Genomic DNA, 23,578 nt, shown 5'->3' with positions numbered 1-23,578 from the left:
CCGGTCGTCTGTCGAGTCCCGGGGGCTGAAGTGACGACTCGTACCAGATTGTCGATCACGGACGAGATGCAGGCCGTGAGCGGTGTGCCGTGCACCATCGGGCTGGTCGCCGTCTTCGCCGGGGACCCGCCCGGCCTTGCAGAGGTGCGGGCCCGCGTCGCCGAGCGGTGGGGCGCGCTGCCCCGGATGAACGTCACGCTCCAGCCGCCCGCGGCCGGGTTCCCCGCGGTGCGGCGCCACCGCTGGGCGTCCGGTGCCGGGCCCTTCGATCCCGTGGTCCACGTGGCCGACGCCGCCTGCTCCCTGGACGTCCTGCTGGCCGACGGCGCCGTGCGGCCCTTCCCCGACGGCCTGCCGCGCTGGCGGCTGCACCTGGTGCGCGAGGCGCCGTTCGGCGGTGACTTCGCCCTGGTGCTCATGGCGGACCACACCGCGCTGGACGGCCGATCCGTGGTGACGCTCATGCGGCTGCTGATGGACGAGGAGATCGGGGCGCGCCGGGGGCTCCCCGAGGCGCACCGGCCGCCGGTCCGCGGGGGCGACGTGTGGCGGGAGTTCCGGGACATGCTGCGACGCGGCCAGGCCGTGCCCTGCCCAGCGCCGGACGGCACGCACCCGGACCTGGCCCTGACCGCCGTCCCTCCCGAGGTGGTGCGCGCCGCGCGCCGCCTGCCGGCCACCGGGCCGGGTGCCACGCTCACCGAACTGCTCGTCGGCTCGGTCGCCGGTGCCCTGCGCGCCCGTTACGGGCCCCCGTCGAACTGGCCGGGGGGCACGGCGCCCGTCTACGGGTCGCTGCCCGTCGACCTGCGCACCCCCGAGCGCGCCCACGACCTCGGCAACCTCGTGTCGGTGGTGCGCGTCCCGCTCCCCATCGGACTCGCCGACCCGGCGGCCCGCCTCCTGGCCTGCCAGCGGACGACGGCCACCGTGCCCGCCCGCCGCCAGACGCACCGGGCGCTGGCCGCCGCGCTCCAGGCGCTCGGGCGCCCGGGGCCGTGGGCCGCGCGGGCCCTCGCCCCGCGCTTCCGCTCCCCCCTCCTGTCACCGGTGCTCTGCAACGCGTTCAAGTTCCCCGGCCATCCGTGCGCGCTGCACGGCCGGGCCCTGACCAGGGTCGGCGGCGTCAACTTCGGCTCCCCGGGCACCGCGTGCTTCTCCCTCATCCAGACCGGTGGCGCCTTCACCCTCACCACGGCCGCCCAACTGCGGCCCGGGGACGCCGGCCTGCTCGCCGCCGCCGTCGGCCGCGAGCTGGAGGCGTTCGCGCGGCGGGCCCCCCGGAGGTGCGAGGAGCGGCCACCGGGTGCCGGCGCGGAGCACGGGGACCCGCGGCGGACCACGTAGACCAGCCGCCCCCGGCGGGGGCGGGGGCGGGGGCACCAAGCCACAGGCGCGTCGCGACGCGGTTCGGACGCAGGACGTAGGGAGAGGAACGATGGTGGCAGAGCACGACGAGGTCATGGGCCGGCTCAGCGAGGTGTGCGCGAAGGTGATGTCCGTGCCGCGGGAGAGCGTCTTGCCGCAGGCGCGCCTGGTGGCGGACCTGGGCGCGGACAGTCTGGACCTCACCGAGTTGGACGTCGCCGTCCGGGACGTCTTCGGGGTCGTGCCGGCGCCCTCGGACGTCCACCGGGTCGCCACCGTGGCGGACGTGGCCGACCTCGTCGTACGGCTGCTGGGCGGGGGCCGGGCCGGCGGAGCCGTCGCGTGAGCGAGCACCGGCAGGTCGTGGTCACCGGGCTCGGGGTGCGCAGCGCCGCGGGCGGCACACCGGACGCCGTGTGGCGGACACTGCTGGCGCCGCGGCCCACCGCCGCCTGGCGCGCCTTCGACGAGCAGGGGGCGGTGGTCGACGCGGCGTGCGAGGTGCCCGGTTTCGATCCGGCCGGCTATCTGACGCCCAAGCAGACGGCCCGGGCCGACCGCTCGGCGCAGTTGGCGTTCTGCGCCGCCACGGACGCCGTCCGCGACGCGGGCGGCCTGGCCGCCGCTCCCGCCCGGCGTGCCGTGGTCACGGGCACCGCCCGCGGCGGTGTCAGCACGCTGGAGGACGGGCTCGGACGGCCGAACGCGCTGTTCATGCCGCAGATGATGCACAACGCGGCGGCCTTCTGGATCGCCTCGGAACACGGCGTCGCCGGACCGGGCCTGACGCTCTCGACCGCGTGCGCGTCCGGGGCGCACGCGGTGGGCGAGGGCATGCAGATGATCCGGGCGGGCAGCGCGGACGTCGTGGTGGCCGGCGGCCACGACGCCTCGCTCACCCTGACCACCCTGCTGGCCTTCCGCCGGGCACGCGCCCTGGCCACCGGCTTCGACGACCCGGCGGCGGCGTCGAGGCCGTTCGACGCGCAGCGGCGTGGGTTCGTGCTGGCCGAGGGTGCCGCGTTCGTCGTCCTGGAGCGCGCCGAGGCGGCCCGGGCCCGGGGAGCGCGCGTCTACGCGGCGCTGACCGGCTACGGCCGCACCTGCGACACCCACCATCTGACGGCACCGCACCCGGACGGCGCAGGGGCGCGGGCCTGCATGGACATGGCGCTGGCCGATGCGCGGGTGGCGGCGCGGGACATCGCCCACGTGAACGCGCACGGCACCGGCACGGAGCTGAACGACCTGGCCGAGGCCCGGGCGATCAGCGCGCTCTTCGGCCCCGGCGCGGTGCCGGTCACCGCGTCCAAGGCGGTCACCGGGCACGCGCTGGGCGCCGCCGGAGCGCTGGAGGCGGTCATCGCCGTGCTCTGCGTCGCCGAGGGACTCGCACCGCCCACCGCGAACCTGGCGCGGCTCGACCCGCGCTGCACGCTCGACGTGATCACCGGCGAGCCCCGCAAGCTCGCCGCGGGCCCGGTGGTCACCAACAGCTTCGGCTTCGGCGGCCACAACGCGTGCCTCGTACTGGACACGGCCGGGCCCTGACGCCGCCCGGCCGCCGGGCGCTACGCCACCTCGGGGTACGGGCCGAGCGTGTCCCCGGTGCCCCTCAGGGGCTGTTCGGTCCATATGGTCTTGCCGCGGCGGCCGTAGCGGCAGCCCCACCTCGTGGTGCACTGCGCGACGATGAACAGCCCCCGCCCGCCTTCGTCCGTCCCGCCCGCGCGCATCAGCCGCGGCTGGGTGTTGCTGGGGTCGGTCACCTCGCAGATCAGCACCTCGTCGCGGATGAGGCGCAGCCCGATGGGACCCCAGGCGTACCGGACGGCGTTGGTGACCAGTTCGCTCACCACCAGCTCGGTGGTGAAGGCGAGGTGGCCGAGCCCCCAGGACTCCAACTGGTGCGCCGCGGCCGTTCTGGCCTTGGCCACCGACTCGGGCTCCGCGGGGAACTCCCAGCCGGCCAGGGAGCACGGGTCCACGACATGGGTCCTGGCGAGCAGGACGGCGACGTCGTCGCGGGGCGCGGTGCGGTCCGCGTCGGCCAGCAGCTCGTCGCCGATGTCCTCCAGCGTGCGCTGCTCCCGGCTCAGCTCGGCCAGCTTCTCCTCCACGCGGCGGGGCCCGTCACCGCCCGCGTAGGGTTCGAGCGCGAGCAGGCCGTCGGTGAAGAGCGCGAGGACGCTGTCCGGGTCCAGCGTGATCGTGGTGGACTCGAACGGCTCCGCGCCCACACCGAGCGGCGGCCCGAGGGGGACCCGCACCAGTGCGGTGCTGCCGTCGGGCCGGACCAGGACGGGCGGCGGCTGGCCCGCGCTGGCGAAGACGCACTGGCGGTTGGTGGGATCGTAGACGGCGTACATGCAGGTGGCGCCGATCGAGTCCCTGCGGGTCGGCGGCGACTCGGCGGCCAGGCGCTGCACCAGGTCCTCCATGTGGGCGAGGACCTCGGCGGGCTCCAGTTCGAGTACGGCGAAGTTCTGCACCGCGGTGCGCAGCCGCCCCATCGCCGCGGCGGCCGGCAGCCCGTGCCCCACCACGTCCCCCACCACGAAGGCCACCCGCAGCGACGGCAGCGCGATGACGTCGAACCAGTCGCCGCCGACACCGGCGCCGCCGCCGGCCGGAGCGTAGGCGCCCACGGTGTGCGCGGCCGTGGAGTCGGTGACGGCACGCGGCAGCAGCCGTTCCTGGAGCGCCACCGCGGCCCGGTGCTCGTGTGCGTAGCGGCGGGCGTTGTCGATGCCGAGTGCCGCTCGTGAGCTGACCTCCGCGAGCAGTTCCAGCTCGTCCTCGTCGTAGGCGGGCGACCGCTCGGTGCGCCAGGAGGTCAGGGTGCCGAGCAGCGAACCGCGTGCGTACAGCGGCGACACCACCAGGGAGTGCGTGTGCTCGGGGACCAGCAGCTCGACCAGGGGGCCGTCCGCCAGCGCCCGGACGACCTCCTGCCGGCTGAGGAGCAGGGAGTGGCCTTCGAGGATCCGCCGCACCTGGTCGCTGTCCGGCAGCGTCGGGTAGAGCCCGCCGACCCCCAGCAGCTTCTCGGGCCACTCGCCGGCGGCCGCCACGGCGGCCCGGACCAGGGCGGCCTGTCCGGGGGGCGGCTCGTCCCCTTCGAGGACGGCCTGGTCGAGGTCCACGGTCACCAGGTCGGCGAGGCCGTGCACCACGTCGGCGAGCGCCTGTGCGGTGCGGCGGACGTCCAGCGAGAAGCCGATGCGCGTCGCGGCGTCGTGGAGGAGGTCGCGGTGCTTGCGGATGCGCTCCTGCTCGGTGACGTCCTCCACGACCGCGGCGACCCCGGACGGTTCGCCGTAGGCGTCCTTCATGCGGAAGGCGGACAGCGACACCGTCCGCTCCCGCGGCGGGGTCCCGCCGGAGCGCACCACGTGCTGGCGCGAGATGACCGGCTCGCCGGTCGCAAGCACCTGGCCGAGGACCGCCTCGGCCTCGGTCGCGTCCTGCGCCCACACCACCTCGCCGAGCTGCCGGCCCGGCTCCACGGCGGGGCCGCCGAACATCTCGGGGGTGATGTTGGTGCGCTCCAGCACCAGGTCGGAGTCGCGCAGCGCGAGCCCGACCTCGTTCTGGTCGAGCACCGCGTGCAGCACCGACACGCCCTGCCCCCACTCGCGCACCCGCTCGGCCGGCGCGAACAGGATCAGCGCGTCGCCCGCCGTGCCCCCGAGCCCGGTCACCCGGAAGGCCACCTCCGTGCCGCCGTCCCCGCCCCGCCGCAGCCTCACCCGGCCGGCGCCCGGCTCCGGCACCGCACCGGACCCCGCTCCCCACCGCTCGCCCTCGTCGAGGAGTGCCGCGAGCGGGCGGCCGCACACCTCCTGCGGCGGGAGCGCCAGCAGCCGTGCCGCCTCGTCCGACCACCCCACGACGGTGCCCGCGCCGTCGACGACGACCGCCCCGAGCACGGGGAAGCAGAAGCCCTGGTCGTCGGGCCTGCGGGACGGCGCGTTCATCGCCTGCTCCTGAGGGACACGACTACACAACTCTACGTATCAGTGTAACTCGGATAAATCACACATAATACTGACCGTATTCGGTGCTGCGGCTACGTGCCCGCGGGTCGCGTCGCGCCGGGACGACGGCCGGCGGCCGGGCCCCGACAGGCCGGAGCCGGCATGTCGGGTGCCCGCTCGGTGCGCGGTCCGGGCCCGTGCGGCGGTGTCCGGAACCGCTCCCGCCGCGGGGCGTGCCCCGCGGCGCCCCTGATGCACGCGGCCCGCCCGACCGGCGTCCGGCCGGTGGCGCGGCGCCGTTCGGGCGGGCGGTGGGGCACCGTGCGCCCGGCGGGGCGCAGGGGCGCCGTCATGCCCGGCGGGCGGGTCAGGCGGCCGCCCGCTCCTGCGGGGCCGCCGCGGTGGCGGAGGCCAGCCGGGCCCTGCGGGTGCCGGGACCGAAGAGGGCGAGGACCGCGGCGCCCAGGATCCAGGTGCCGGCGATGAAGAAGAAGACGCTGCGGTAGCCGCTGCCGTTGTACAGCGTCGCGATGATCAGCGGACCCGCCGCGTTCGACAGCCGGCCGAGGCCGTAGGAGAAGCCGGTGCCCAGGGAGCGGCCCCGGGTGTCGAACAGCTCCGGCGAGTAGGCGTACCCGAGGGCCGTGTAGCCGCGCTCGAACATGTTGACGAGGAAGCCGAAGACGACGATCAGGACCGGGTTGAAGGTGAGCCCGTAGAGCAGGCCGCAGACCGCGATGACGGCACCGAAGGCGACCAGGCACCACTTGCGTTCGAACCGGTCCGTGACCAGGGCCGCCAGATAGGACCCGAGCGGTGCGCCCACCGTGGTGAGGGCCACGTAGAAGATCGACTTCTCTACGCTGAAGCCCTCCTTCGCCAGCAGCGTCGGCGCCCAGCTCGAGTACCCGAAGAACCCGATGGTCTGGGTCACCCACAGGACGGTGAGCAGCAGCGTCGGCCCGAGGTACTTCTTCTGGAGCAGCATGCGCAGCGGCGCCTTGACGTACGGGGGCTCCTCGACCGACGGTGCGGGCTCCGCCAGGGCGCCCTTCTCGGCGGCGACCTGGAGCTCTATCTCCCGCAGTACCGCATCGGCCTCCTGGTGCCTGCCCTTGCTCTCGTACCAGCGCGGCGACTCCTTGAGGCGCCGGGCGAAGAACAGGTAGAGGATGCCGATGGCGCCCCACAGGTACACCAGGCGCCACGACCAGTCGGTGAGCGGCACGGTCGCGCTGGCGATCAGGTTGGTGGCCGGCGTGCCGCAGATGCCGATGACGATGGCGTAGGCCTGGTACTTGCCGCGGATGGCTGCCGGGTACATCTCGTTGACGTAGATGACCGCCACCACGGTCATCGCGGACAGGCCCGCCGAGGTCAGGACCCGGAAGACGCCCAGTGACACGATGTCCCACGAGAAGACCGAGGCGAAGGAGAAGACGCCGAAGAACACCGTGGTCAGCGTCAGCGCCCGCTTTCGGCCCCACCGGTCGGCGATCCAACTGGCCACCATGGACCCGATGAACATGCCCACGAAGGACAGCGAGGTGACGTAGGCCACCTGGTCGACCGTGATGCCCCACAGCTTCACCAGCTTGGGGGCGGTGGTCGCGAAACTGTTGATGTCCGCGAACTCGAAGAAGTAGGCGAACGCCACGATCGCGATGGTGATCTTGTGGAACCGGGAGGCCGGCAGCCGGTTCAGTCTGTTTGCCGCATTTGCTTGGTGCATCGGAACGCCTTTGTCGAAGAAGCGGGACGGCGGAATCAGACGGTTTCGCCGGGCCAGTACAGCCGCATGGGGTTGCGCACCAGCAGCTTGTGCTGCTGGTCGGGGGTGAGGGCCACCTGGGGCACGTAGTCGACCAGCAGCCCGTCGTCGGGCATGTGGTCGACGAGGTTCGGGTGCGGCCAGTCGGTGCCCCACAGCACGGAGTCCTCGAACTCCTCGACCATCCGGCGCGCGAAGGGCACCACGTCCCGGTAGGGGTGGCGCTCGCCGTCCAGCGCGGCGGGCCCGGTGGCGGTCAGCCGCTCGGGGCAGGTGACCTTCACCCAGACGTCGTTGCGCTCCACGAACCGCAGGAAGCGTGTGAACTGCGGTCCGCCGACCGGCTCGCGGACGTCCGGGCGTCCCATGTGGTCCACGACCAGCGGAGTCGGCAGGGTGCTGAAGAAGTCCTCCAGGTCCGCCAGGTCGGCGGCCTCGAAGTAGAGGACGATGTGCCAGCCGAGCGGGGCGATCTTCTCCGCCACGGTCCTCAGCGCTTCCGTGGGCGCGGCGTTGACCAGCCGCTTCAGGAAGTTGAACCGCACACCGCGCACGCCCGCCGCGTCCAGCCGGCGCAGCTCGGCGTCGGTGGCGTCGGGCCGCACCGTGGCGATGCCCCGGGCCCGGCCGCCGGACGCCTGAACGGCGTGCAGCATGGCGCTGTTGTCGGCGCCGTGGCAGGTGGCCTGGACGATGACGTTACGGCTGACGCCCAGGTGGTCGCGGAGCGCGAAGAGCTGGTCGCTGCTCGCGTCGCAGGGGGTGTACTTGCGTTCCGGCGCGTAGGGGAACTCGTCCCCGGGGCCGAAGACGTGGCAGTGCGTGTCCACGGTCCCGTCCGGCAGCCGGAAGGCGGGCTCGGACGGGTTCGGGTACCAGTCCAGCCATCCCGGCGTCTTGGTGAATGCCGCGCTCATGGTTCTCCTCGAAGCTCTGTCCCGGGGCGCATCCCGGGTGCGGTGGCGAGCCCCCCTCTCGCGGTGGCCGGCCACCGGACCGCGGGTGCGGCCGGTGCCGGCGTATGGGTCGTACGGCGGTTACGCGGCGTCGTCGGTCAGTCGACGTAGCGCAGGCCCGCCTCTTGGAGCGGTGCACGCATCGCGTACATGTCCAGGCCCAGCTCGCCCGCGGCGAACCGCTCGCGCTTGCCGGCCTCGGCGGCCTCGCGCCGGGCGGCCGCCTCGGCGACCTCGGCGGCGCGCGAGGCCGGTACCACGACCACGCCGTCGAGGTCCGCGACGACCACGTCACCCGGGTTGACCAGGGCGTTCGCGCAGACCACGGGCACGTTGACGGAGCCGAGGGTGGCCTTGACGGTGCCCTTGGCGCTGATGGCGCGGCTGAAGACGGGGAAGTCCATCTCCTCCAGTTCCGCGACGTCGCGGCAGCCCCCGTCGATGACGAGGCCCGTTCCGCCGCGGGCCCGTGCGGAGGTGGCCAGCAGCTCGCCGAAGAAGCCGTCCTCGGACTCGGTGGTGCAGGCCGCCACCAGCACGTCGCCCGGCATCAACTGCTCCACGGCGACGTGCAGCATCCAGTTGTCGCCCGGCTGGAGGAGCACGGTGACGGCGGGGCCGCAGATCCGGGCGCCGCGGTACACGGGCCGGATGTACGGGCGCATCAGGCCGGTGCGGCCCATGGCCTCGTGCAGGGTGGCGACCCCGAAGGGCGCGAGGGCCTCGACGTCGGCGCGCGGCGCACGCGTGATGCTGCGGTGGACGACTCCGAGTTCGTACATGGGTATCCGTTCCTTCTGCGCGGGTCAGCGGCCCTGGCGGGTCAGCAGGGCGTCGAGCCGGGGGTAGACGAGGCGGGCGTGCTGTTCCTGGATGCCCGCGAGGTCGTCGGGGGCGAGGCCGGCGGCGGCCAGGTACCTGCGGGTGTCGTCGAAGTGGTGGCCGGTGTCCGGGTCGACGCTCCGGACGGCGCCGATCATCTCCGAGGCGAAGAGGATGTTGCGGTGCGGGATGACGTCGAGCAGCAGGTCGATGCCGGGCTGGTGGTAGACGCAGGTGTCGAAGAAGACGTTGCCGAGCACGTGCTCCTCCAGCGGCTTCCTGCCCAGGGCCATGGCCAGGCCGCGGAACCTGCCCCAGTGGTAGGGGACGGCACCGCCGCCGTGCGGGATGACGAGGCGCAGGGTCGGGAAGTCCGCGAACAGGTCGCCTTGGACGAGCTGCATGAAGGCCGTGGTGTCGGCGTTGAGGTAGTGCGCCCCCGTGGTGTGGAACGCGTGGTTGTCACTGGTGCTGACGTGCACCATCGCCGGTATGTCGTACTCGACGAGCTTCTCGTACAGCGGGTACCAGGAGCGGTCGGTCAGCGGCGGGGCCGTCCAGTGGCCGCCGGACGGGTCGGGGTTCAGGTTGACCGCGACCGCGCCCAGCTCCTCGACGCACCGCACCAGCTCCGGGATGCAGGTGGCCGGGTCGACGCCCGGGGACTGCGGCAGCATCGCGGCGGGCGCGAAGCGCTCCGGGTACAGCGTGCTGACCCGGTGGCAGAGGTCGTTGCACAGGGCCGCCCACTGCGCGGAGGTCGTGAAGTCCCCTATGTGGTGGGCCATGAAGGAGGCGCGCGGCGAGAAGACGGTGAGGTCGATGCCGCGCTCGTCCATCAGGCGGAGCTGGTTGTCCTCGATGCTCTGCCGCAACTCGTCGTCGCCGATACGCAGGTCGGCGGGGTCGGGCGCGGCGGCAGGGTCCGCGAGGGAGGCGATCTGCCGCTCGCGCCAGGCGCCCAGCGCCGGCGGTGCCGTGGTGTAGTGGCCGTGAATGTCGATGATCATCGACGGTGCTCCTCGGGTGCGGTGGCCGACGGGGCGCCGGGGCGCCATGCGTGCGGGGGGACCAGGACGTCGCCCGCCATGATCAGCCGTGCGGTGCGCAGCAGGGCCGACCTGGTGACCCGCCGGCCGCCGGCCGGATCGAGGCCCAGCTCGACGGTGAACTCGCCCGCCGGGTGTTCCACGGAGAGCGCGACGTCGGTCCTGTCGCCGCCCGGCAGGTCCGCCAGGTCATGGGCCACCGTGCCGTCGAGCACACAGGCCGTGGCCGCGGTGACGGCCGCGAGCACGCCGATCGACTCGTGGCAGACGTGCGGGATGAAGCTGCGTGTGTTGATCGCGCCGCCGTGGGCCGCCCGGGACACCAGGGTCATCTTGGGGTAGTTCTTCGCCCGTACGTCACCGAGGCCCATCAGCTCGCCGCACACCAGGCGCAGGCTCTCCAGACGGGTCTTCAGCTCGGTGTCCCCGTTGAGCGCGGCGGCGGACTCGTGGCCCGTGCGGCCCAGCGCGGCGGCCTCGACGATCACCAGCGGCATGCCGTTGTCGATGCAGGTCACGTCGATGGGGCCGACGCCCGCCGGCTCGACGCGGTCGCGTACGTGCCCGGTGGGCAGCAGGGAGGCGCACACCGAGCCCTCGGTGTCGAGGAAGCCGATGCTGACCGGTGCCGCGCTGCCCGGGACGCCGTCGATCCGCGTCTGACCGGCGTAGTCGACGTACCGGCCGTACTCGCCCTCGGGGGTGCGGATGGTGATCTCGGCGGTCAGTCCGGTGTTGAGCGTGAGCACCCGGGCGGTGGTGGTGTCGGACACCGGCACCAGGAGGCCGGACTCCACCGCGAAGGGCACCACGGCCGCGAGCATGTTGCCGCAGTTGGGCGTGGTGTCCACGACGTCGCTGTCCGGCTGGAGCTGGGCGAAGAGGAACTCCAGGTCGATGCCGTCGCGGGTGCTGCGGTCGACGATGCCGGCCTTGCTGGTCAGCGGGTTCGCGCCGCCCAGGCCGTCGATCTGGCGGGGGTCGGGCGAGCCCATGGCCGCCAGCAGCACGGCGTCGCGTGCGGCGCGGTCACCCGGCAGGTCGGCGGCGCGGAAGAACGGCCCCCGCGAGGTGCCGCCGCGCATGAACCAGCAGGAGACGGCGACCTGGCCGCCGTGCACCCGCGGACGTGGGCCGGCGTCCCCCGGTGGGGGCTCCGGGGTCGTGGTGGGCCGCGCCATTGCTCTCCCTCCGTCGGATGTCTGCGTCAACGTAACCGTTGACCAGATTGTTGACAATAAGTTCGACGAAAAAGGTGTCGTTATCGTCAGCCTGGCGGCCGGGACGATAAACTCCCCCGAGTCGAGCGGCGCAGCGAGGAAGGCGGCTAGGGGTGGCGGACAACCGGGTCACCGGTCAGGCGGGGCGGCGCGTGGTCAGCACGGCGATTCGCCAGGCACTCTCCTCGGGGGACATGGTGCCCGGGCAGCGGCTCGTCGAGCAGGAGTTGTCCGACACGCTCTCGGTCACCCGAAGCTCCGTCCGGGAGGCGCTCCAGGACCTCGCCGCGGAGGGCCTGGTGGAGCTGGTGCCGCGGCGCGGCGCCCGGGTGCGGGTGATCTCCGTCGAGGAGGCGATCCAGATCACCGAGTGCCGGGCCGTGCTGGAGGGCCTGTGCGCGCGCCGGGCGGCCGAGCTGGCCTCCGCCGAGGAGCGCGCGGAGCTCGCCGGGATCGGCGACCGCATGCGCGCGTCCGTCGCGCAGGGCGACCTCAGCTCCTACTCCGTCCTCAACCGCCAGTTGCACGCCGCCATCGCCGAGATGAGCGGCCAGAAGGTGGCGGACGGGCTGCTGGAGCGGTTGAAGGGGCAGATGGTGCGCTACCAGTTCCGGCTGGCCCTGCGTCCCGGCCGCCCCTCGCAGTCGCTGCCGCAGCACCTGGCGATCATCGAGGCCATCGTCTTGGGCGACGCGCCGGCCGCCGAGGCCGCGATCCGCGTCCACCTCGACAGCGTCATCCGGGAGCTGGAGGCGACCCCGGGGGGCGGCGCCCCCGACGCGCACGAGGACGAGCTGGAAGGCGCCGGAACCTGACACCGGGCGCCGGGCGGCCCGGCCCGAGGACCACCGCCGCGCGGGACCGCGACCGGCCTCCCCGGCCGGCACGGCCCCGCGCCCGCGCCGACCGCCCGCGTCGGCGCGTCCGGCCCCCGCGCAGCGGCGGCGTACGGCCGGTGTGATGCCGCTCATGGGCGGATTCCCGTACGACCGGATGTGACCTGCGCGACCTGGCGTGACCCGGGCACCCCGGGGTGTCCCGGCGTGACCCGCGCAACCCGGGGTGAGGGGACGGGGCGCGGTCCTGCCGTGCCGGGGCGGATGCCCCGGCCGCTGCCGGGGGCGGGTGTCCGTCGGACCCGGGGCGAGCGCCCCGGGTGCGGCGCCCGGCCGTGCGGCCGGGCGCCACCGTTCACGCGCCGAGTGCCGGCGCGCCCTCGATGAAGGTGTCCAGCACCCCGTCGGCCACCTTGACCGGGCCCTGCGGCCGGGTGGTGCCGGGAATCGTGGTGATCGCGGCGGCCCGGCCCGCCAGGTCGGCTGCCCTGTCGAAGTCGGCCTGCCCGCTGCCGCCGTGCAGCGTTGCCTCCAGCCCGTCCAGCGTGCTGGTGAGCGCGTCGCCCCACAGGTCGAGGGCGTCCAGCCAGGGTGCCGTCTCCGTCAGGAACGCCGTGTCGTGCACACCGGCGCGGATCCGCTCGGGGGCGCCTGCGAGCAACTCGGCATAGGGGCGGAGGGTGCGCAGCGCGGCCTCCTGCCGGCTGCGGGAACCGCTGGTCCAGTCGGCCCTGAAGGCGTCCAGCTTCGCCGCGAGCACCGGCGCCTGCGGCTGCCAGTTCTCGTCGCCGAACGTCGGTGCGAGGTGCTCGGTGTCGAAGAAGGCGAGCAGGGCCCCGGTGGTGGCCCGGTCGCCGCCGGCCAGGTACCCGGCGGCCGCGCGCCAGGTGCGCTGCGGGTCGTAGGCGTCGTCGTTCCAGGCGAAGGACGCCCCGCCGAAGAGCGCGACCTTGCTCGCCGCGGCCTGGTTCATCGGGTTGAGGACGATGCCGCTCAGCTCGGTGTGCAGCCCCGCCTCACGCTTGTCGTAGGGCGCCATCAGCAGCCGCCCCGTGGTCTGCCCGTAGTCGTTGACCGGGTAGTTGTCCCACAGGAACACCTTGCGGCCCCAGACGTCGGAGGCGGCCCGGGCGTCGGCCAGGCTGATCGACGGCGGCACCACGTCCGTGCCGGTCCACTGCACGACCACCTTGGGGTCCAGTTGTTCGCGCAGCACCGACTTGTAGGCGGAGTCGGCGGTGTCGGAGTACTCCGTGGGCACCATCTGGAGCGGCCGGGCGCCGGAGTGGGTGTCGATGAAGTCGTGCTGCACCGCGTTCAGCAGGTCGGCCTGCGCCTGCCCCGCGCTGCCCCGGCCCGGGTCGCCGTACTTCGCCTGGTCGCCCGCGCAGTTCCACTTGGTGTAGCTGATGTCGTCCAGCGCCACGTAGAAGCTGCGGGCGCCCTGGTCGTAGATGCTGCCGAGCTTCTTCTCCAGGGCGGCCACGTCGTCCTGGTCGCTGTAGCAGATGGACAGGCCGGGCGAGACGGCGTACGTGAAGTCGACGTGGTGGGCGGTGGCCTGGTCGATCAGCTCGTGCAGATCGGCCAGTTTCTCCGCGGGATAGGCGTCGCGCCAGTTCTCCCGCAGGTAGGTGTCGTCCTTCGGCGTGTAGATGTAGGTGTTGGCCTTCACGTCGCCGTAGAAGGCGAGCTGGTCCAGCCGGTCCGTGTGGGACCAGGGCGCGCCGTAGAAGCCCTCGATGCTGCCGCGCAGCGGCATGCTCGGGTAGTCGGTGACCGTCACCGCGGCGATGGTGTGCTTCCCGGTGACCAGTTGCCGCAGCGTCTGGGTGGCGTAGTAGGTGCCGTCCCCGTCGTTGCCGGCGAGCACGACGGTGCCGCCGGAGCCGGATGCGGTGGAGGCGAGCGAGTAGCCCTCCGCGACCCGGTCCCCCGGCACCGTGCCGCCCGCGGCGCGCAGGGCCGCGGCCACCTTCGGGTCCGCGAGGGCACCGACCACCACGGTCAGCCCGGGCCGGGGCGCACCGGCCGCGGCGGCGCCGATGGCCACCTGCTCGACGTGCCGGGCCCCGGCGGAGGCCAGCGCCTTCCTGACGGTGTCGACGCTCGGGTCGTCGACGCCGTCGCCGACCACCAGCCGCACCCGGTCCGGCACGCGCAGGGCCCGGCCCGCGGGCGCCATGTGCTGCGGTGTGGGGGTGACGACCGGCAGCGCGTCCGGCGCGGCGGCACCGGACGCCGCCGTCCGGTCCGCGGCCGGCGCGATCGGGACGACGGCTCCGGCGGGCGCCGCCGCGAGCAGGCCGAGGCTCAGGACGGCGGCACCGAGAACGGGGAGACGGGACGGGCGACTTCGGAACCTGCGGGGCACGGCACCTCCACGGAAGTTGGCCACCACACGAAGACGAATGGTGTGTGGTCTAAACCACCATCCCCAGGTGCGGCTGTCAAGATCCGGCCATGGTCGGGCAGGACGACGGGGTCGGCGAACTGCCCGACCAGGCCCCTGCGGTGGAGGCGTCCTGATGAAGGGTGAGATTCGGCCGCCTCCCACACGGGAGCGACAGCCGGGCGGCCGGTGACCGGGAAGATCCCCGCACCGGCGGGGTCACTCACCCGGGCCCCTGCGGGTCCTCAGCAACGCGGCGATCCGCCGGACGAGTTCGTCATCGCTGCTGACCGGTCTGCCGGAGACGAGTGCCCCGAGGCGTTCAGAGGTCCGGAAGTCGTACGCGCGCTCCTGTTCCGCTCCGGGCACGCTGGCGTACTCCTCCTCGGCGCGGAACCCCACGCTCAGGTCGACCGCCTTCGCCAGGAGCCAACTGAGGATGGAGGAGAACGCGATGACGGCGGCGATGGCGGCGAACTGACGGCCGAGGAGTCCCCGAGCCACACGCAGGCTGTGCACCGCGCCGCCGCCTATCTGATGCTCAGCGTGGCAACGGGGACGGGACTCTCCTTCGCCGACGCCGCGGCCGCCAAGGCGTTCTGACGACCGGCGCGTTCACACCCGGAGCCCGTTCCTCGACCCGGGCAGAACGCGGTGGGCCGCCCTTCGGTCCGTGTCCCGGGCGACGGCCGGTGGGCCGCCGCTGGGGAAACGGTGGCCCGACACGCCTCCGCGTCCGCCGCCCGCTTCAGCGGTACCGGTCCGACCAGGCGTCACCGTTCGCATACGACCGCGCATGCTCCGGGTCGCCGACGGCTTCGGGCCGGGGCGGAGCGGGCCTCGTACCGGCCCACCGCAGCCAGGTCCAGCGGTTCGAGCTGGACGGTGCGGACCGGGCGCGCGCACCGGCACCTCGGCTTCGTCGAGGTCAGCGAGAACTCCGCCTGGCCGGAGTGAACGTCACACGTCCAGGTCCGCGAGGCCGCTCGCGCCCAGGTCCCCGAGCCCGGACTCGGCGTCGAGGGGCTGCTCGGCCCAGATGATCTTCCCGGTCTCCAGGTAGCGGGTCCCCCACCGCTGGGTGACCTGTGCCGTCAGGAACAGGCCGCGGCCGTCCTCGTCGCCGGCGCGGGCGTGCCGCATCCGCGGTGCGGCGGCGCTGCCGTCGGCGACCTCGCAGGTCAGCATCTGGTCGCGGAGCAGGCGCAGCTTGATCGGGCCCTCCGCGTGGCGGATGGCGTTGGTGACCAGCTCACTGGCCACGAGCTGGGTCGGGAACACCTTGCCGTCCAGGCTCCAGGCGGAAAGCTGCCGCTCGACGAGCGCCCGGACCGTGGCGACCACCGCCGGATCGCTCGGCAGGTCCCAGGTGACGACCTGGTCCTCGTCGAACACATGGGTGCGGGCCAGCAGCAGGACGGCGTCGTGCCGCGACCCCCGGTGCAGCAGCGCGTCGGCGGTGGCGCGGCAGGCGTCCTCCACCGGATCGTCGCGGCTCGCCACGAGGCGCTCCTTCAGTTCCTCCAGCCCCGCCGTCGTCCCCTCGTCCTCGATACCGGCACCGGCACCGGCACCGGCGAGGAGGCCGGGCGTGTAGAGCGCGATGCCGCTGTGCGGCGGCAGGCCCATGTCCGCCGTGCCGAACGGGCTGTCCCCGGTGCCCAGGGCCACCCCGGAGGGCAGGTCGGCCGGTTCCACGGTGCCGTCCGGGTAGGTGATCAGCGGCACCGGGTGGCCGGCGCTTGCCACGCTCAGATGGCCGGTGACCGGGTCGTACACGATGTAGGCGCAGGTCGCGCCGGCGACGGAGCCGGGGGCGGGGCGAGGCCTGACGCCCAGCACCTCGCCCCTCTCCTCGGTGATGTGCGTGACCAGGTCGTCGACCCGGGCGAGGACCTCGTCGGGACCGAGGTCGAGCTCGGCGAGCGTGTGGATGGCGGCGCGCAGGCGACCCATCGCGGCGGCGGCGTAGACACCGCTGCCGACGACGGTGCCCACGACGAGGGCGAGCCGGGCGCCGGGCAGCGGGATGGCGTCGAACCAGTCGCCGCTGGTGCCCTCGGTGACGACGCTGTGCGCGATCTCCATGGCGCCCTGCGGGGGGAAGCGGGACGGCAGGAGCTGCCGGCGCAGCGCCCGGGCGACGACGTGTTCCCGCGTGTACCGGCGGGCGTTGTCGATGCAGACCGCGGCGCGGGAGGTCACCTCGCGCGCGGTGACGAAGTCGCCCTCCTCGAAGGTGCGGGGGGTGCCGAACCGGTAGAACGTGGCAAGGCCGAGCGTCGAGCCGCGGGCGCGCAGCGGGACGATCAGCCCGAACAGCCCGTTGCCGGTGCCGAGGTCACCGCTCAGGCCGAGCCCCGAGGAGTCCGGCTCCACGACGCGGCGCAGCACGGGATCCATGGTGGCCAGGCAGCGGGCGTCGGAGGGCGGGATCGAGGAGGTGGTGCCGAGGTCGAGGTGCGGGTCGCCGACCTCGACGCCGAGCGCCTGGTTGACGGTCACGCCCGCACGGCGGAGCGAGGCGCGCGCCGCGTCCGCGTCCGGCTCGTCGCCGCGCAGCACCGGGTCCAGCATGTCCACGACCGCGGCGTCGCAGAAGCCGGGCACGACCACCTCGGTCAGCTCCTGGGCGGTGCGCACGACGTCCAGGGTGGTACCGATCCGCCCGCTCGCCTCGGCCAGCAGGGCGAAGCGCTGCTCGGCCCTGCGCCGCGCCGTGATGTCCACGCCCGTGACGGCCACCCCCACGCGCCCCGAGGAGTCCTCCAGGCGGAAGGCGGACGTGGCGAAGTAGTGCTCGTGGTCCGGGTCGCCCGGCGGATAGCCGTGCTTGTCGAAGCCGAGCAGCGGGACCCCGGTGTCGCGGACCTTGGTCAGCAGCTCCTCCAGCTCGTCGGCGTTGGAGGCCGCCCACACGTCGCGCGCCCGCCGGCCGAGGGAGCGGGGGGTGAAGATGCCCTTCATACCCTCGGCGGCGCTGTTGTAGCGGCGCAGCCGCAGGTCGTCGTCGAAGAGGCACAGCCCGATGGGCGACTGGGTGAAGAGGGCTTCGAGAACCGCTCCGTCCAGCTCGCGCCCGGCCCGCACCACCGGGGTCAGGGTCACGGACCACCGTGCGCCCGCGCCGGGTCCGTTCAGGGTCGGGCGGATCCGCAGGGAGCACGCCTCCCAGTGCCCGTCCCTGCACCGCACGCGCAGGGGCGCGGCTGCGTCCTCCACCGTCTCGCGGTCCGGCCCCCACCCGTCGGGCCCAGCCGGGCGCAGCGCGTCCGACGGGTGGGCCAGGAGCGCGGCGGCGGCGCGTCCGAGCACGTCGGAGGGCGCGTAGCCGAAGAGCCGCTCCGCCTCCGCGCTCCAGTCGGTGATGACGCCGTGCGCGTCGACCGTGAGTCCGGCCTCGGGACGCGCACGCGCTTGCGGTCGCAAGACGCCCTCGCCTCGCGCAGTGAAGGGGTCACCCACAGGCATCAATCCCTCTAGATCCTCCTAACCCAGTTTATCCATTTTGGGCAGGTATAAAGACCTCGCCTCCAAGGGGCCGGCCGGTTCGGGCGCCGCACCACCCCGGCGGCCCGGGCCCCCTCCGGGCGACCCGGCGCCGCCCCCTGCGCCACCCCCGGCGGGGCTCCGGATGCGGCCGTACCGGTACGGCAGGACCCTGTCGAGCGGGCAGGGCAAACGAGATATCTTGATGTCAAGCAATGTTGCAGACGTAGACGCGGAGCGGAGCACCCGGTGACAGACTCGACCATCATCTACACGCACACCGACGAGGCACCGGCCCTGGCGACGTATTCCTTCTTGCCGGTGATCGAGGCCTACGCCTCCACCGCCGGCGTCGCCGTGGAGAGCCGGGACATATCCCTCGCCGGGCGGATCATAGCCAGCTTCCCCGAGCACCTGGAGGAAGGCCGGCGCATCGACGACGCCCTCGCGGAGCTGGGCGAGCTCGCCGGGACCCCCGGGGCCAACATCATCAAGCTGCCGAACATCTCGGCGTCGATCCCGCAGCTCAAGGCCGCGATCGCCGAGCTCCAGCAGCAGGGCTACGCGCTGCCGGACTACCCGGACGACCCGAAGACCGACGAGGAGCGCGAGGTCCGCGCCCGGTACGACCGGGTCAAGGGCAGCGCCGTCAACCCGGTGCTGCGCGAGGGCAACTCCGACCGGCGCGCCCCCGCCTCGGTGAAGAACTACGCCAAGGCGCACCCGCACCGCATGGGCGCCTGGTCGGCCGACTCGAAGACCAACGTCGCGCACATGACCGGTGACGACTTCCGCTCCACCGAGAAGTCCGCCGTCATCGCCGCGGACGGTACGCTGCGCATCGAGCTGTCCGGCGACGACGGCAGCACCACCGTGCTGCGCGAGTCGGTGCCGGTGCTCGCCGGCGAGGTGGTGGACGCCTCCGTGATGCGCGTCGCCGCGCTGCGCGAGTTCCTCTCCGCGCAGGTCGCGCGCGCCAAGGCCGAGGGCGTGCTGTTCTCCGTGCACCTGAAGGCGACGATGATGAAGGTCTCCGACCCGATCATCTTCGGGCACGTGGTGCGCGTCTTCTTCCCGCGGACCTTCGCCGAGCACGGCCAGGCGCTCGCCGCCGCGGGCCTCACCCCGAACGACGGCCTCGGCGGCATCCTCAAGGGCCTGGAGGGGCTCCCCGAGGGCGCGAAGATCAAGGAGTCCTTCGCGGCGGAGCTGGCCGAGGGGCCGGCTCTGGCGATGGTCGACTCCGACCGCGGCATCACCAACCTGCACGTGCCGAGCGACGTCATCGTCGACGCCTCGATGCCCGCCATGATCCGCACCTCCGGCCACATGTGGGGCCCGGACGGCCAGGAGGCCGACACCCTCGCGGTCATCCCGGACAGCAGCTACGCCGGCATCTACCAGGTCGTCCTGGACGACTGCCGGGCCAACGGCGCCTTCGACCCGGCCACCATGGGCTCGGTGCCGAACGTGGGTCTGATGGCGCAGAAGGCCGAGGAGTACGGCAGCCACGACAAGACCTTCGAGATCCCGACCACCGGCACGGTGCGGGCGCTCGACGCGAGCGGTGCCGTGGTGCTGGAGCAGACGGTGAGCGCCGGCGACATCTTCCGGATGTGCCAGACGAAGGACGTGCCGATCCGGGACTGGGTCAAGCTGGCCGTCACCCGCGCCCGGGCGACCGGGGACCCGGCCGTGTTCTGGCTGGACGAGGGCCGGGCGCACGACGCCAACCTCATCGAGAAGGTCAGGGCGTACCTGCCCGAGCACGACACCGAGGGCCTGCGCATCGAGATCATGTCGCCGGTCGACGCGATCGCGTTCTCCCTGGAGCGGATCCGCCGCGGTGAGAACACGATCTCCGTCACCGGCAACGTCCTGCGTGACTACCTGACCGACCTCTTCCCCATCCTGGAGCTCGGCACCAGCGCCAAGATGCTCTCGGTGGTGCCGCTCATCAACGGCGGCGGGCTGTTCGAGACCGGTGCAGGCGGCTCCGCGCCGAAGCACGTCCAGCAGTTGGTCAAGGAGAACTACCTGCGCTGGGACAGCCTCGGCGAGTTCCTCGCCCTCGCGGTCAGCTTCGAGCACCTCGCGCAGAAGACGGGCAACGCCCGCGCGCAGATCCTCGCTGACACGCTCGACCGCGCCACCGCCACGTTCCTCAACGAGAACAAGTCGCCGACCCGGCGCGTCGGTGGCCTCGACAACCGCGGCAGCCACTTCTACCTGTCGCTGTACTGGGCCCAGGAGCTGGCGGGCCAGACGGACGACACCCGGCTCGCCGAGGCGTTCGCGCCGCTGGCCAAGACGCTGACCGAGCAGGAGGGCACCATCGTCGAGGAACTCCTCGCCGTGCAGGGCTCGCCGGTCGACATCGGCGGCTACTACCAGCCCGACCCGGCCAAGGCCGCGGCGGTCATGCGCCCGTCCAGGACCTTCAACGAGGCCCTGGCGACCCTGACGTCGTGACGTCCCAGCTCCTGGCGTCCGGCCTTCCGACGTCCGGCGCCCCGACCTCCTGACGGGCGGGCCCGCCTCCGGGACCTCCTCACGGGGCGGGCCCGCCTCCGGGATCTCCTCGGGGGCGGATCCGCTTCCGCGGGCCTCCCGTCAGGGCGGGTCCGCTCGTGGCCCGGGGCCGGCGCGTCCCGGGCCGCGGCGCCCGGCCCGGCGGGTGCGGACGCGCCCGGCCCGCGGACGCCCCCGACCCGCGGGTGCGGTCCTGCCCGGGGCCGCCGGTGCCGCGGGGGCCGCTCCTGCGGCGGGCCGGGAGGGGATGCCGGGAAGGCCGGGGAGGACGGGGAGAACGGGAAGGCCGGGGAGGACAGAGGCCAGGAAGGACAGCGAGGCCGGGACGCCGGGGAGCACCGGCCGGACGGCGGACCGCCCTGCCGCACCGCCGGGCCGCGCCGCGACGGCGTGGCGCCCCACGGCGCGACCCGGCGGTGCCGCACCATCCGCGGCCCGGCCCGCGTACGGCCGCACGAGGCGCCGGAGCGTGCGGCCGTACGCGGGCCGGGACCGCACCGCCGGCGCCCGCGTCAGCGGCCCCGGGCCACCGCGGCGGCAGGGGGCGGGGCAGCGTCAGGCCGCCCCGGTGGGCGGGCCCGCCGCCGGCCCCAGTTCGTCGAGGACCAGGGCGAGCGCGCCGTGCAGGGCCGAATCGTGCGGGAAGGCGCTGGGGACCAGCTCGGGCGGGAAGGGGACGGCCTCGCGCAGGCGGCCCCCCAGCGCCGCGAGCACCCGCTCGGCCGAGGCCATCATGCCGCCGCCCACCGCGATCCGCTGCGGGTCGAGCACCGTGGCGAGGTTGGCCACGTGCACGGAGAGCTGGTCCAGCGCATCGTCCACCAGCGCCCGGGCCCGTGGCTCCGCGGACGCGAAGAGCGCGGCGGCACTCGGGCTGCCGCCCAGCAGCTCGGCGCCCCTGCGGGCCAGGCCCATGCCGGAGAAGTACTCCTCCAGGGGCGCCCGGCCCGAGGCGGCGGCGGCCGTGTCGGCCGCGTCCCGCAGCAGGTACCCGATCTCACCGGCGGCGTTGTGCGCGCCGGAGAGCACCCGGCCGCCCACCACCAGCGCCGCCGCGAGTCCCGTGCCGAGGTTGAGATAGATCCCGGGGTCGACGCCGCGCAGCGCGCCCCAGCGGACCTCGGCGAGGCCGGCCGCCTTGACGTCGTTGTCAGCGGCCACCACCGCCAGGTCCAGGCGCTCGCGGACCAGCGCCGGCAGGGACAGCTCCTCCCAGCCGGGGATGTTGGGCGCCATGAGCACCCGGTCCTCGTGGACGACGCCCGGGCTCGCGACACCGGCGCCCAGGCAGCGGCCGCCGGTCGCCGCCGAGGTCCCGGCGCGCAGCTCGGCCGCGGTGTGCAGCGCCCGCTCGACGGTCTGCAGGGCGCCGCGGGAGGCGTCCGTGTCGATCCTGGTCCGCCGCAGGATCCGGCCGTCCACGGCGGCGGTGGCGACGGCCACCTTCGTACCGCCGACGTCGATGCCGAGGACGAAGTCGGTGCCGCCCGCCGCGGTCACCAAGGGGGCGGGCACCGCTTCGCGCGGGTGGGGGACGCGGGTCACACGGTCTCCTGGGGTGTGTCGGGCAGTTTGCCGGAGGGCGCGGCGGGCGCGGTGCTGAAGTCCTCGCGGATCTCCTTGGGGCCGAACGGCCAGACGTGCTCGACGCGGGCCCACACCAGGAAGGCGATCACGCCCAGCGCCACCCACGCCAGCGACCACTCGATGGGATGCAGTCCCGGGTTGTTCTTGTCGGCGAAGACGTAGACGCTCAGCCAGCCCGCCAGTGCGACCACGCTGGGCAGCGGGTAGAGCCACATCCGGTACGGCCGGCGCAGCCCGGGCTGCCGCCTGCGCAGCACGGTGACGGCGGCGATCTGGGCGAAGGACTGGACGATGACCATGACGGTGGTCAGCAGCGTGATCAGCACGGTCAGGGGCGGCGTCTTCGCCGAGGTGCCCAGATGGCGGCTGATCAGGAAGGCCGCCGCGGTGATCACGCCCATCGCGACCAGGCTCAGCACGGGGAAGCGGTGCCTGGGGTGCAGACGCCCGAACTGCCGGAAGAAGACGTTGTCGCGCGCCGCGTCGTACGGCACCCGGGAGCCGCCGAGCAGCCCGGCGAAGACCGAGGTGAACGCGGTGACGAGGATCAGGACGGTGATGACGTCCGCCGTGGTCCTGCCCCACGCCCGCTCCAGGACGACCGCCGCGACCGACCGCGAGGCGGGGTTGGCCGGGTCGATCATGTCCTTCCAGTTGACCACTCCGAGCGTGCCGATCTGCATCAGCAGGTAGATGACCATCACGCCGGCGATCGCGTAGAAGATGGACCGGGGCAGCACCCGGCCGGGGTTCTTGATCTCGGCGCCCAGGTACGCGGTGGTGTTGTAGCCCAGGTAGTCGTAGATGCCGATGGTCAGTCCCGCGGCGAAGCCCAGCCAGAAAGTGGAGCTGCCGAGCGAGAAGGCGCCCGCCGGGTAGGTGAAGGCGTCGTGGGCGTGGAAGTGGGTGAAGGAGGCGATGACGACGCACCCCACGCTGATGATCATGATCACCCACAGCAGCGTGGCGAGCCGTCCGATCGACTCGATCCGCCGCCACAGCAGCAGCACCACCGCGAGGCACATGGCGAGCCCGACCAGGTCGCCCTGCCCGCTGCTCATGGACGGCCACAGATAGGTGAGGTACTGCACGAATCCGGCCACACCCGTGGACATGATCAACGGGATGAAGAGCATGGCGGTCCAGGTGAACAGGAACGGCATGAGCCGGCCCGTGCGGTACTGGAACGCCTCGCGGAGGTAGATGTACGACCCGCCAGCGCCCGGCATGGCGGCGCCCAGCTCGGCCCAGATCAGCCCGTCGGCCAGGGCGAGGACGGCACCGGCGACCCACCCGATCACCGCCTGGGGCCCGCCGAAGGCGAGCACCATGGCCGGGATGGTGATGAACGGACCGACGCCGACCATCTGGCTCATGTTGATCGCGCTCGCCTGGAACTGGCCGATCCGGCGTACGAACCCGGAATCGGCCGGCGCGGGCTCCCGCTCCGTGTCGGCCATCGGGCCACCTCCTCTGGCTGTCGTGGGGCACCGTCAGGAAAACGTCAGGAAGACCTCATCAAGTTAGGGTCCTTAACAAAAAGCCGTCAACAGTCCGGCCGGAATCCGCCGAGGCC

Annotated in this window: 15 protein-coding genes and 1 pseudogene; 5 read left to right on the top strand and 11 right to left on the bottom strand. The window is 73.5% G+C overall.

Annotated elements, in window-relative coordinates:
- Positions 1-30: 30 nt before the first annotated feature.
- The 3 genes from IE313_RS11475 (at position 31) to IE313_RS11465 (ending at position 2,919) form a co-directional block, all read left to right on the top strand.
- Positions 31-1,347: a WS/DGAT domain-containing protein gene (locus tag IE313_RS11475; RefSeq protein WP_229924533.1), complete on the top strand. Its 1,317-nt coding sequence runs from the start codon at positions 31-33 to the stop codon at positions 1,345-1,347.
- Between the two features lie 91 nt (positions 1,348-1,438).
- Positions 1,439-1,714: an acyl carrier protein gene (locus tag IE313_RS11470; RefSeq protein ID WP_189930891.1), complete on the top strand. Its 276-nt coding sequence runs from the start codon at positions 1,439-1,441 to the stop codon at positions 1,712-1,714.
- On the top strand, positions 1,711-2,919 hold the full coding sequence (locus tag IE313_RS11465) for a beta-ketoacyl-[acyl-carrier-protein] synthase family protein (RefSeq protein WP_189930890.1): 1,209 nt from the start codon (positions 1,711-1,713) through the stop codon (positions 2,917-2,919). The genes IE313_RS11470 and IE313_RS11465 overlap by 4 nt, the downstream gene beginning before the upstream one ends.
- 20 nt (positions 2,920-2,939) lie before the next feature.
- On the opposite strand, the gene IE313_RS11460 is transcribed toward IE313_RS11465, so the two are convergent.
- The 6 genes from IE313_RS11460 to IE313_RS11435 form a co-directional block, all read right to left on the bottom strand.
- Positions 2,940-5,348, bottom strand: a complete 2,409-nt coding sequence (locus IE313_RS11460; RefSeq protein WP_189930889.1) for a SpoIIE family protein phosphatase — start codon at positions 5,346-5,348, stop codon at positions 2,940-2,942.
- A 367-nt stretch (positions 5,349-5,715) separates the two neighbouring features.
- On the bottom strand, positions 5,716-7,080 hold the full coding sequence (locus IE313_RS11455) for an MFS transporter (protein ID WP_189930888.1): 1,365 nt from the start codon (positions 7,078-7,080) through the stop codon (positions 5,716-5,718).
- 35 nt (positions 7,081-7,115) lie between these two features.
- Positions 7,116-8,036 carry an amidohydrolase family protein gene (locus IE313_RS11450; RefSeq protein ID WP_189930887.1) on the bottom strand — a complete coding sequence of 307 codons (921 nt, stop codon included), beginning with the start codon at positions 8,034-8,036 and terminating at the stop codon, positions 7,116-7,118.
- A 137-nt stretch (positions 8,037-8,173) separates the two neighbouring features.
- On the bottom strand, positions 8,174-8,857 hold the full coding sequence (gene ligK / locus IE313_RS11445) for a 4-carboxy-4-hydroxy-2-oxoadipate aldolase/oxaloacetate decarboxylase (protein WP_189930886.1): 684 nt from the start codon (positions 8,855-8,857) through the stop codon (positions 8,174-8,176).
- Positions 8,858-8,881: 24 nt separating this feature from the next.
- A complete protein-coding gene (locus IE313_RS11440) occupies positions 8,882-9,907 on the bottom strand; it encodes an amidohydrolase family protein (RefSeq protein WP_189930885.1) in 1,026 nt (341 codons plus the stop codon).
- On the bottom strand, positions 9,904-11,127 hold the full coding sequence (locus IE313_RS11435) for a 4-oxalomesaconate tautomerase (RefSeq protein WP_189930884.1): 1,224 nt from the start codon (positions 11,125-11,127) through the stop codon (positions 9,904-9,906). Before IE313_RS11435 ends, IE313_RS11440 begins: the two co-directional genes overlap by 4 nt.
- A 152-nt stretch (positions 11,128-11,279) precedes the next feature.
- On the opposite strand from IE313_RS11435, the gene IE313_RS11430 reads away from it, so the two are divergent.
- Positions 11,280-11,981 (top strand): GntR family transcriptional regulator, encoded by a 702-nt coding sequence (locus IE313_RS11430; RefSeq protein WP_189930883.1) that lies wholly within the window; start codon positions 11,280-11,282, stop codon positions 11,979-11,981.
- 376 nt (positions 11,982-12,357) lie between these two features.
- Here IE313_RS11430 and IE313_RS11425 read toward each other — a convergent pair whose 3' ends face one another.
- The 3 genes and pseudogenes from IE313_RS11425 to IE313_RS11415 all read right to left on the bottom strand — a co-directional run bounded on the left by IE313_RS11425 (position 12,358) and on the right by IE313_RS11415 (position 17,823).
- Positions 12,358-14,376, bottom strand: coding sequence for a glycoside hydrolase family 84 protein (locus IE313_RS11425; RefSeq protein WP_189930882.1), 2,019 nt, complete (start codon positions 14,374-14,376; stop codon positions 12,358-12,360).
- Between the two features lie 237 nt (positions 14,377-14,613).
- Positions 14,614-14,889, bottom strand: a pseudogene (locus tag IE313_RS11420) (ammonium transporter); the annotation flags it as partial.
- A gap of 465 nt (positions 14,890-15,354) precedes the next feature.
- On the bottom strand, positions 15,355-17,823 hold the full coding sequence (locus IE313_RS11415; RefSeq protein ID WP_189930881.1) for a SpoIIE family protein phosphatase: 2,469 nt from the start codon (positions 17,821-17,823) through the stop codon (positions 15,355-15,357).
- Between the two features lie 309 nt (positions 17,824-18,132).
- Between IE313_RS11415 and IE313_RS11410 the strand changes: the two genes are divergently transcribed.
- Positions 18,133-20,355, top strand: a complete 2,223-nt coding sequence (locus IE313_RS11410; RefSeq protein ID WP_189930880.1) for an NADP-dependent isocitrate dehydrogenase — start codon at positions 18,133-18,135, stop codon at positions 20,353-20,355.
- Positions 20,356-20,970: 615 nt separating this feature from the next.
- On the opposite strand, the gene IE313_RS11405 is transcribed toward IE313_RS11410, so the two are convergent.
- Positions 20,971-21,960 (bottom strand): ROK family protein, encoded by a 990-nt coding sequence (locus IE313_RS11405; RefSeq protein WP_229924532.1) that lies wholly within the window; start codon positions 21,958-21,960, stop codon positions 20,971-20,973.
- Positions 21,957-23,462 (bottom strand): APC family permease, encoded by a 1,506-nt coding sequence (locus IE313_RS11400; RefSeq protein ID WP_189930879.1) that lies wholly within the window; start codon positions 23,460-23,462, stop codon positions 21,957-21,959. The genes IE313_RS11405 and IE313_RS11400 overlap by 4 nt, the downstream gene beginning before the upstream one ends.
- Between the last annotated feature and the right edge of the window lie 116 nt (positions 23,463-23,578).

The organism is Streptomyces sulfonofaciens, from assembly GCF_014656295.1.
GTDB lineage: Bacteria > Actinomycetota > Actinomycetes > Streptomycetales > Streptomycetaceae > Streptomyces > Streptomyces sulfonofaciens.
This window is presented reverse-complemented; position numbering and strand designations above follow the sequence as displayed.

Coding starts and splice junctions, on each gene's coding strand:
- IE313_RS11470 (WP_189930891.1), top strand. CDS start 1,439: ATGGTGGCAGAGCACGACGAGGTCATGGGCCGGCTCAGCGAGGTGTGC.
- IE313_RS11460 (WP_189930889.1), bottom strand. CDS start 5,348: ATGAACGCGCCGTCCCGCAGGCCCGACGACCAGGGCTTCTGCTTCCCC.
- IE313_RS11455 (WP_189930888.1), bottom strand. CDS start 7,080: ATGCACCAAGCAAATGCGGCAAACAGACTGAACCGGCTGCCGGCCTCC.
- IE313_RS11450 (WP_189930887.1), bottom strand. CDS start 8,036: ATGAGCGCGGCATTCACCAAGACGCCGGGATGGCTGGACTGGTACCCG.
- ligK (WP_189930886.1), bottom strand. CDS start 8,857: ATGTACGAACTCGGAGTCGTCCACCGCAGCATCACGCGTGCGCCGCGC.
- IE313_RS11440 (WP_189930885.1), bottom strand. CDS start 9,907: ATGATCATCGACATTCACGGCCACTACACCACGGCACCGCCGGCGCTG.
- IE313_RS11435 (WP_189930884.1), bottom strand. CDS start 11,127: ATGGCGCGGCCCACCACGACCCCGGAGCCCCCACCGGGGGACGCCGGC.
- IE313_RS11400 (WP_189930879.1), bottom strand. CDS start 23,462: ATGGCCGACACGGAGCGGGAGCCCGCGCCGGCCGATTCCGGGTTCGTA.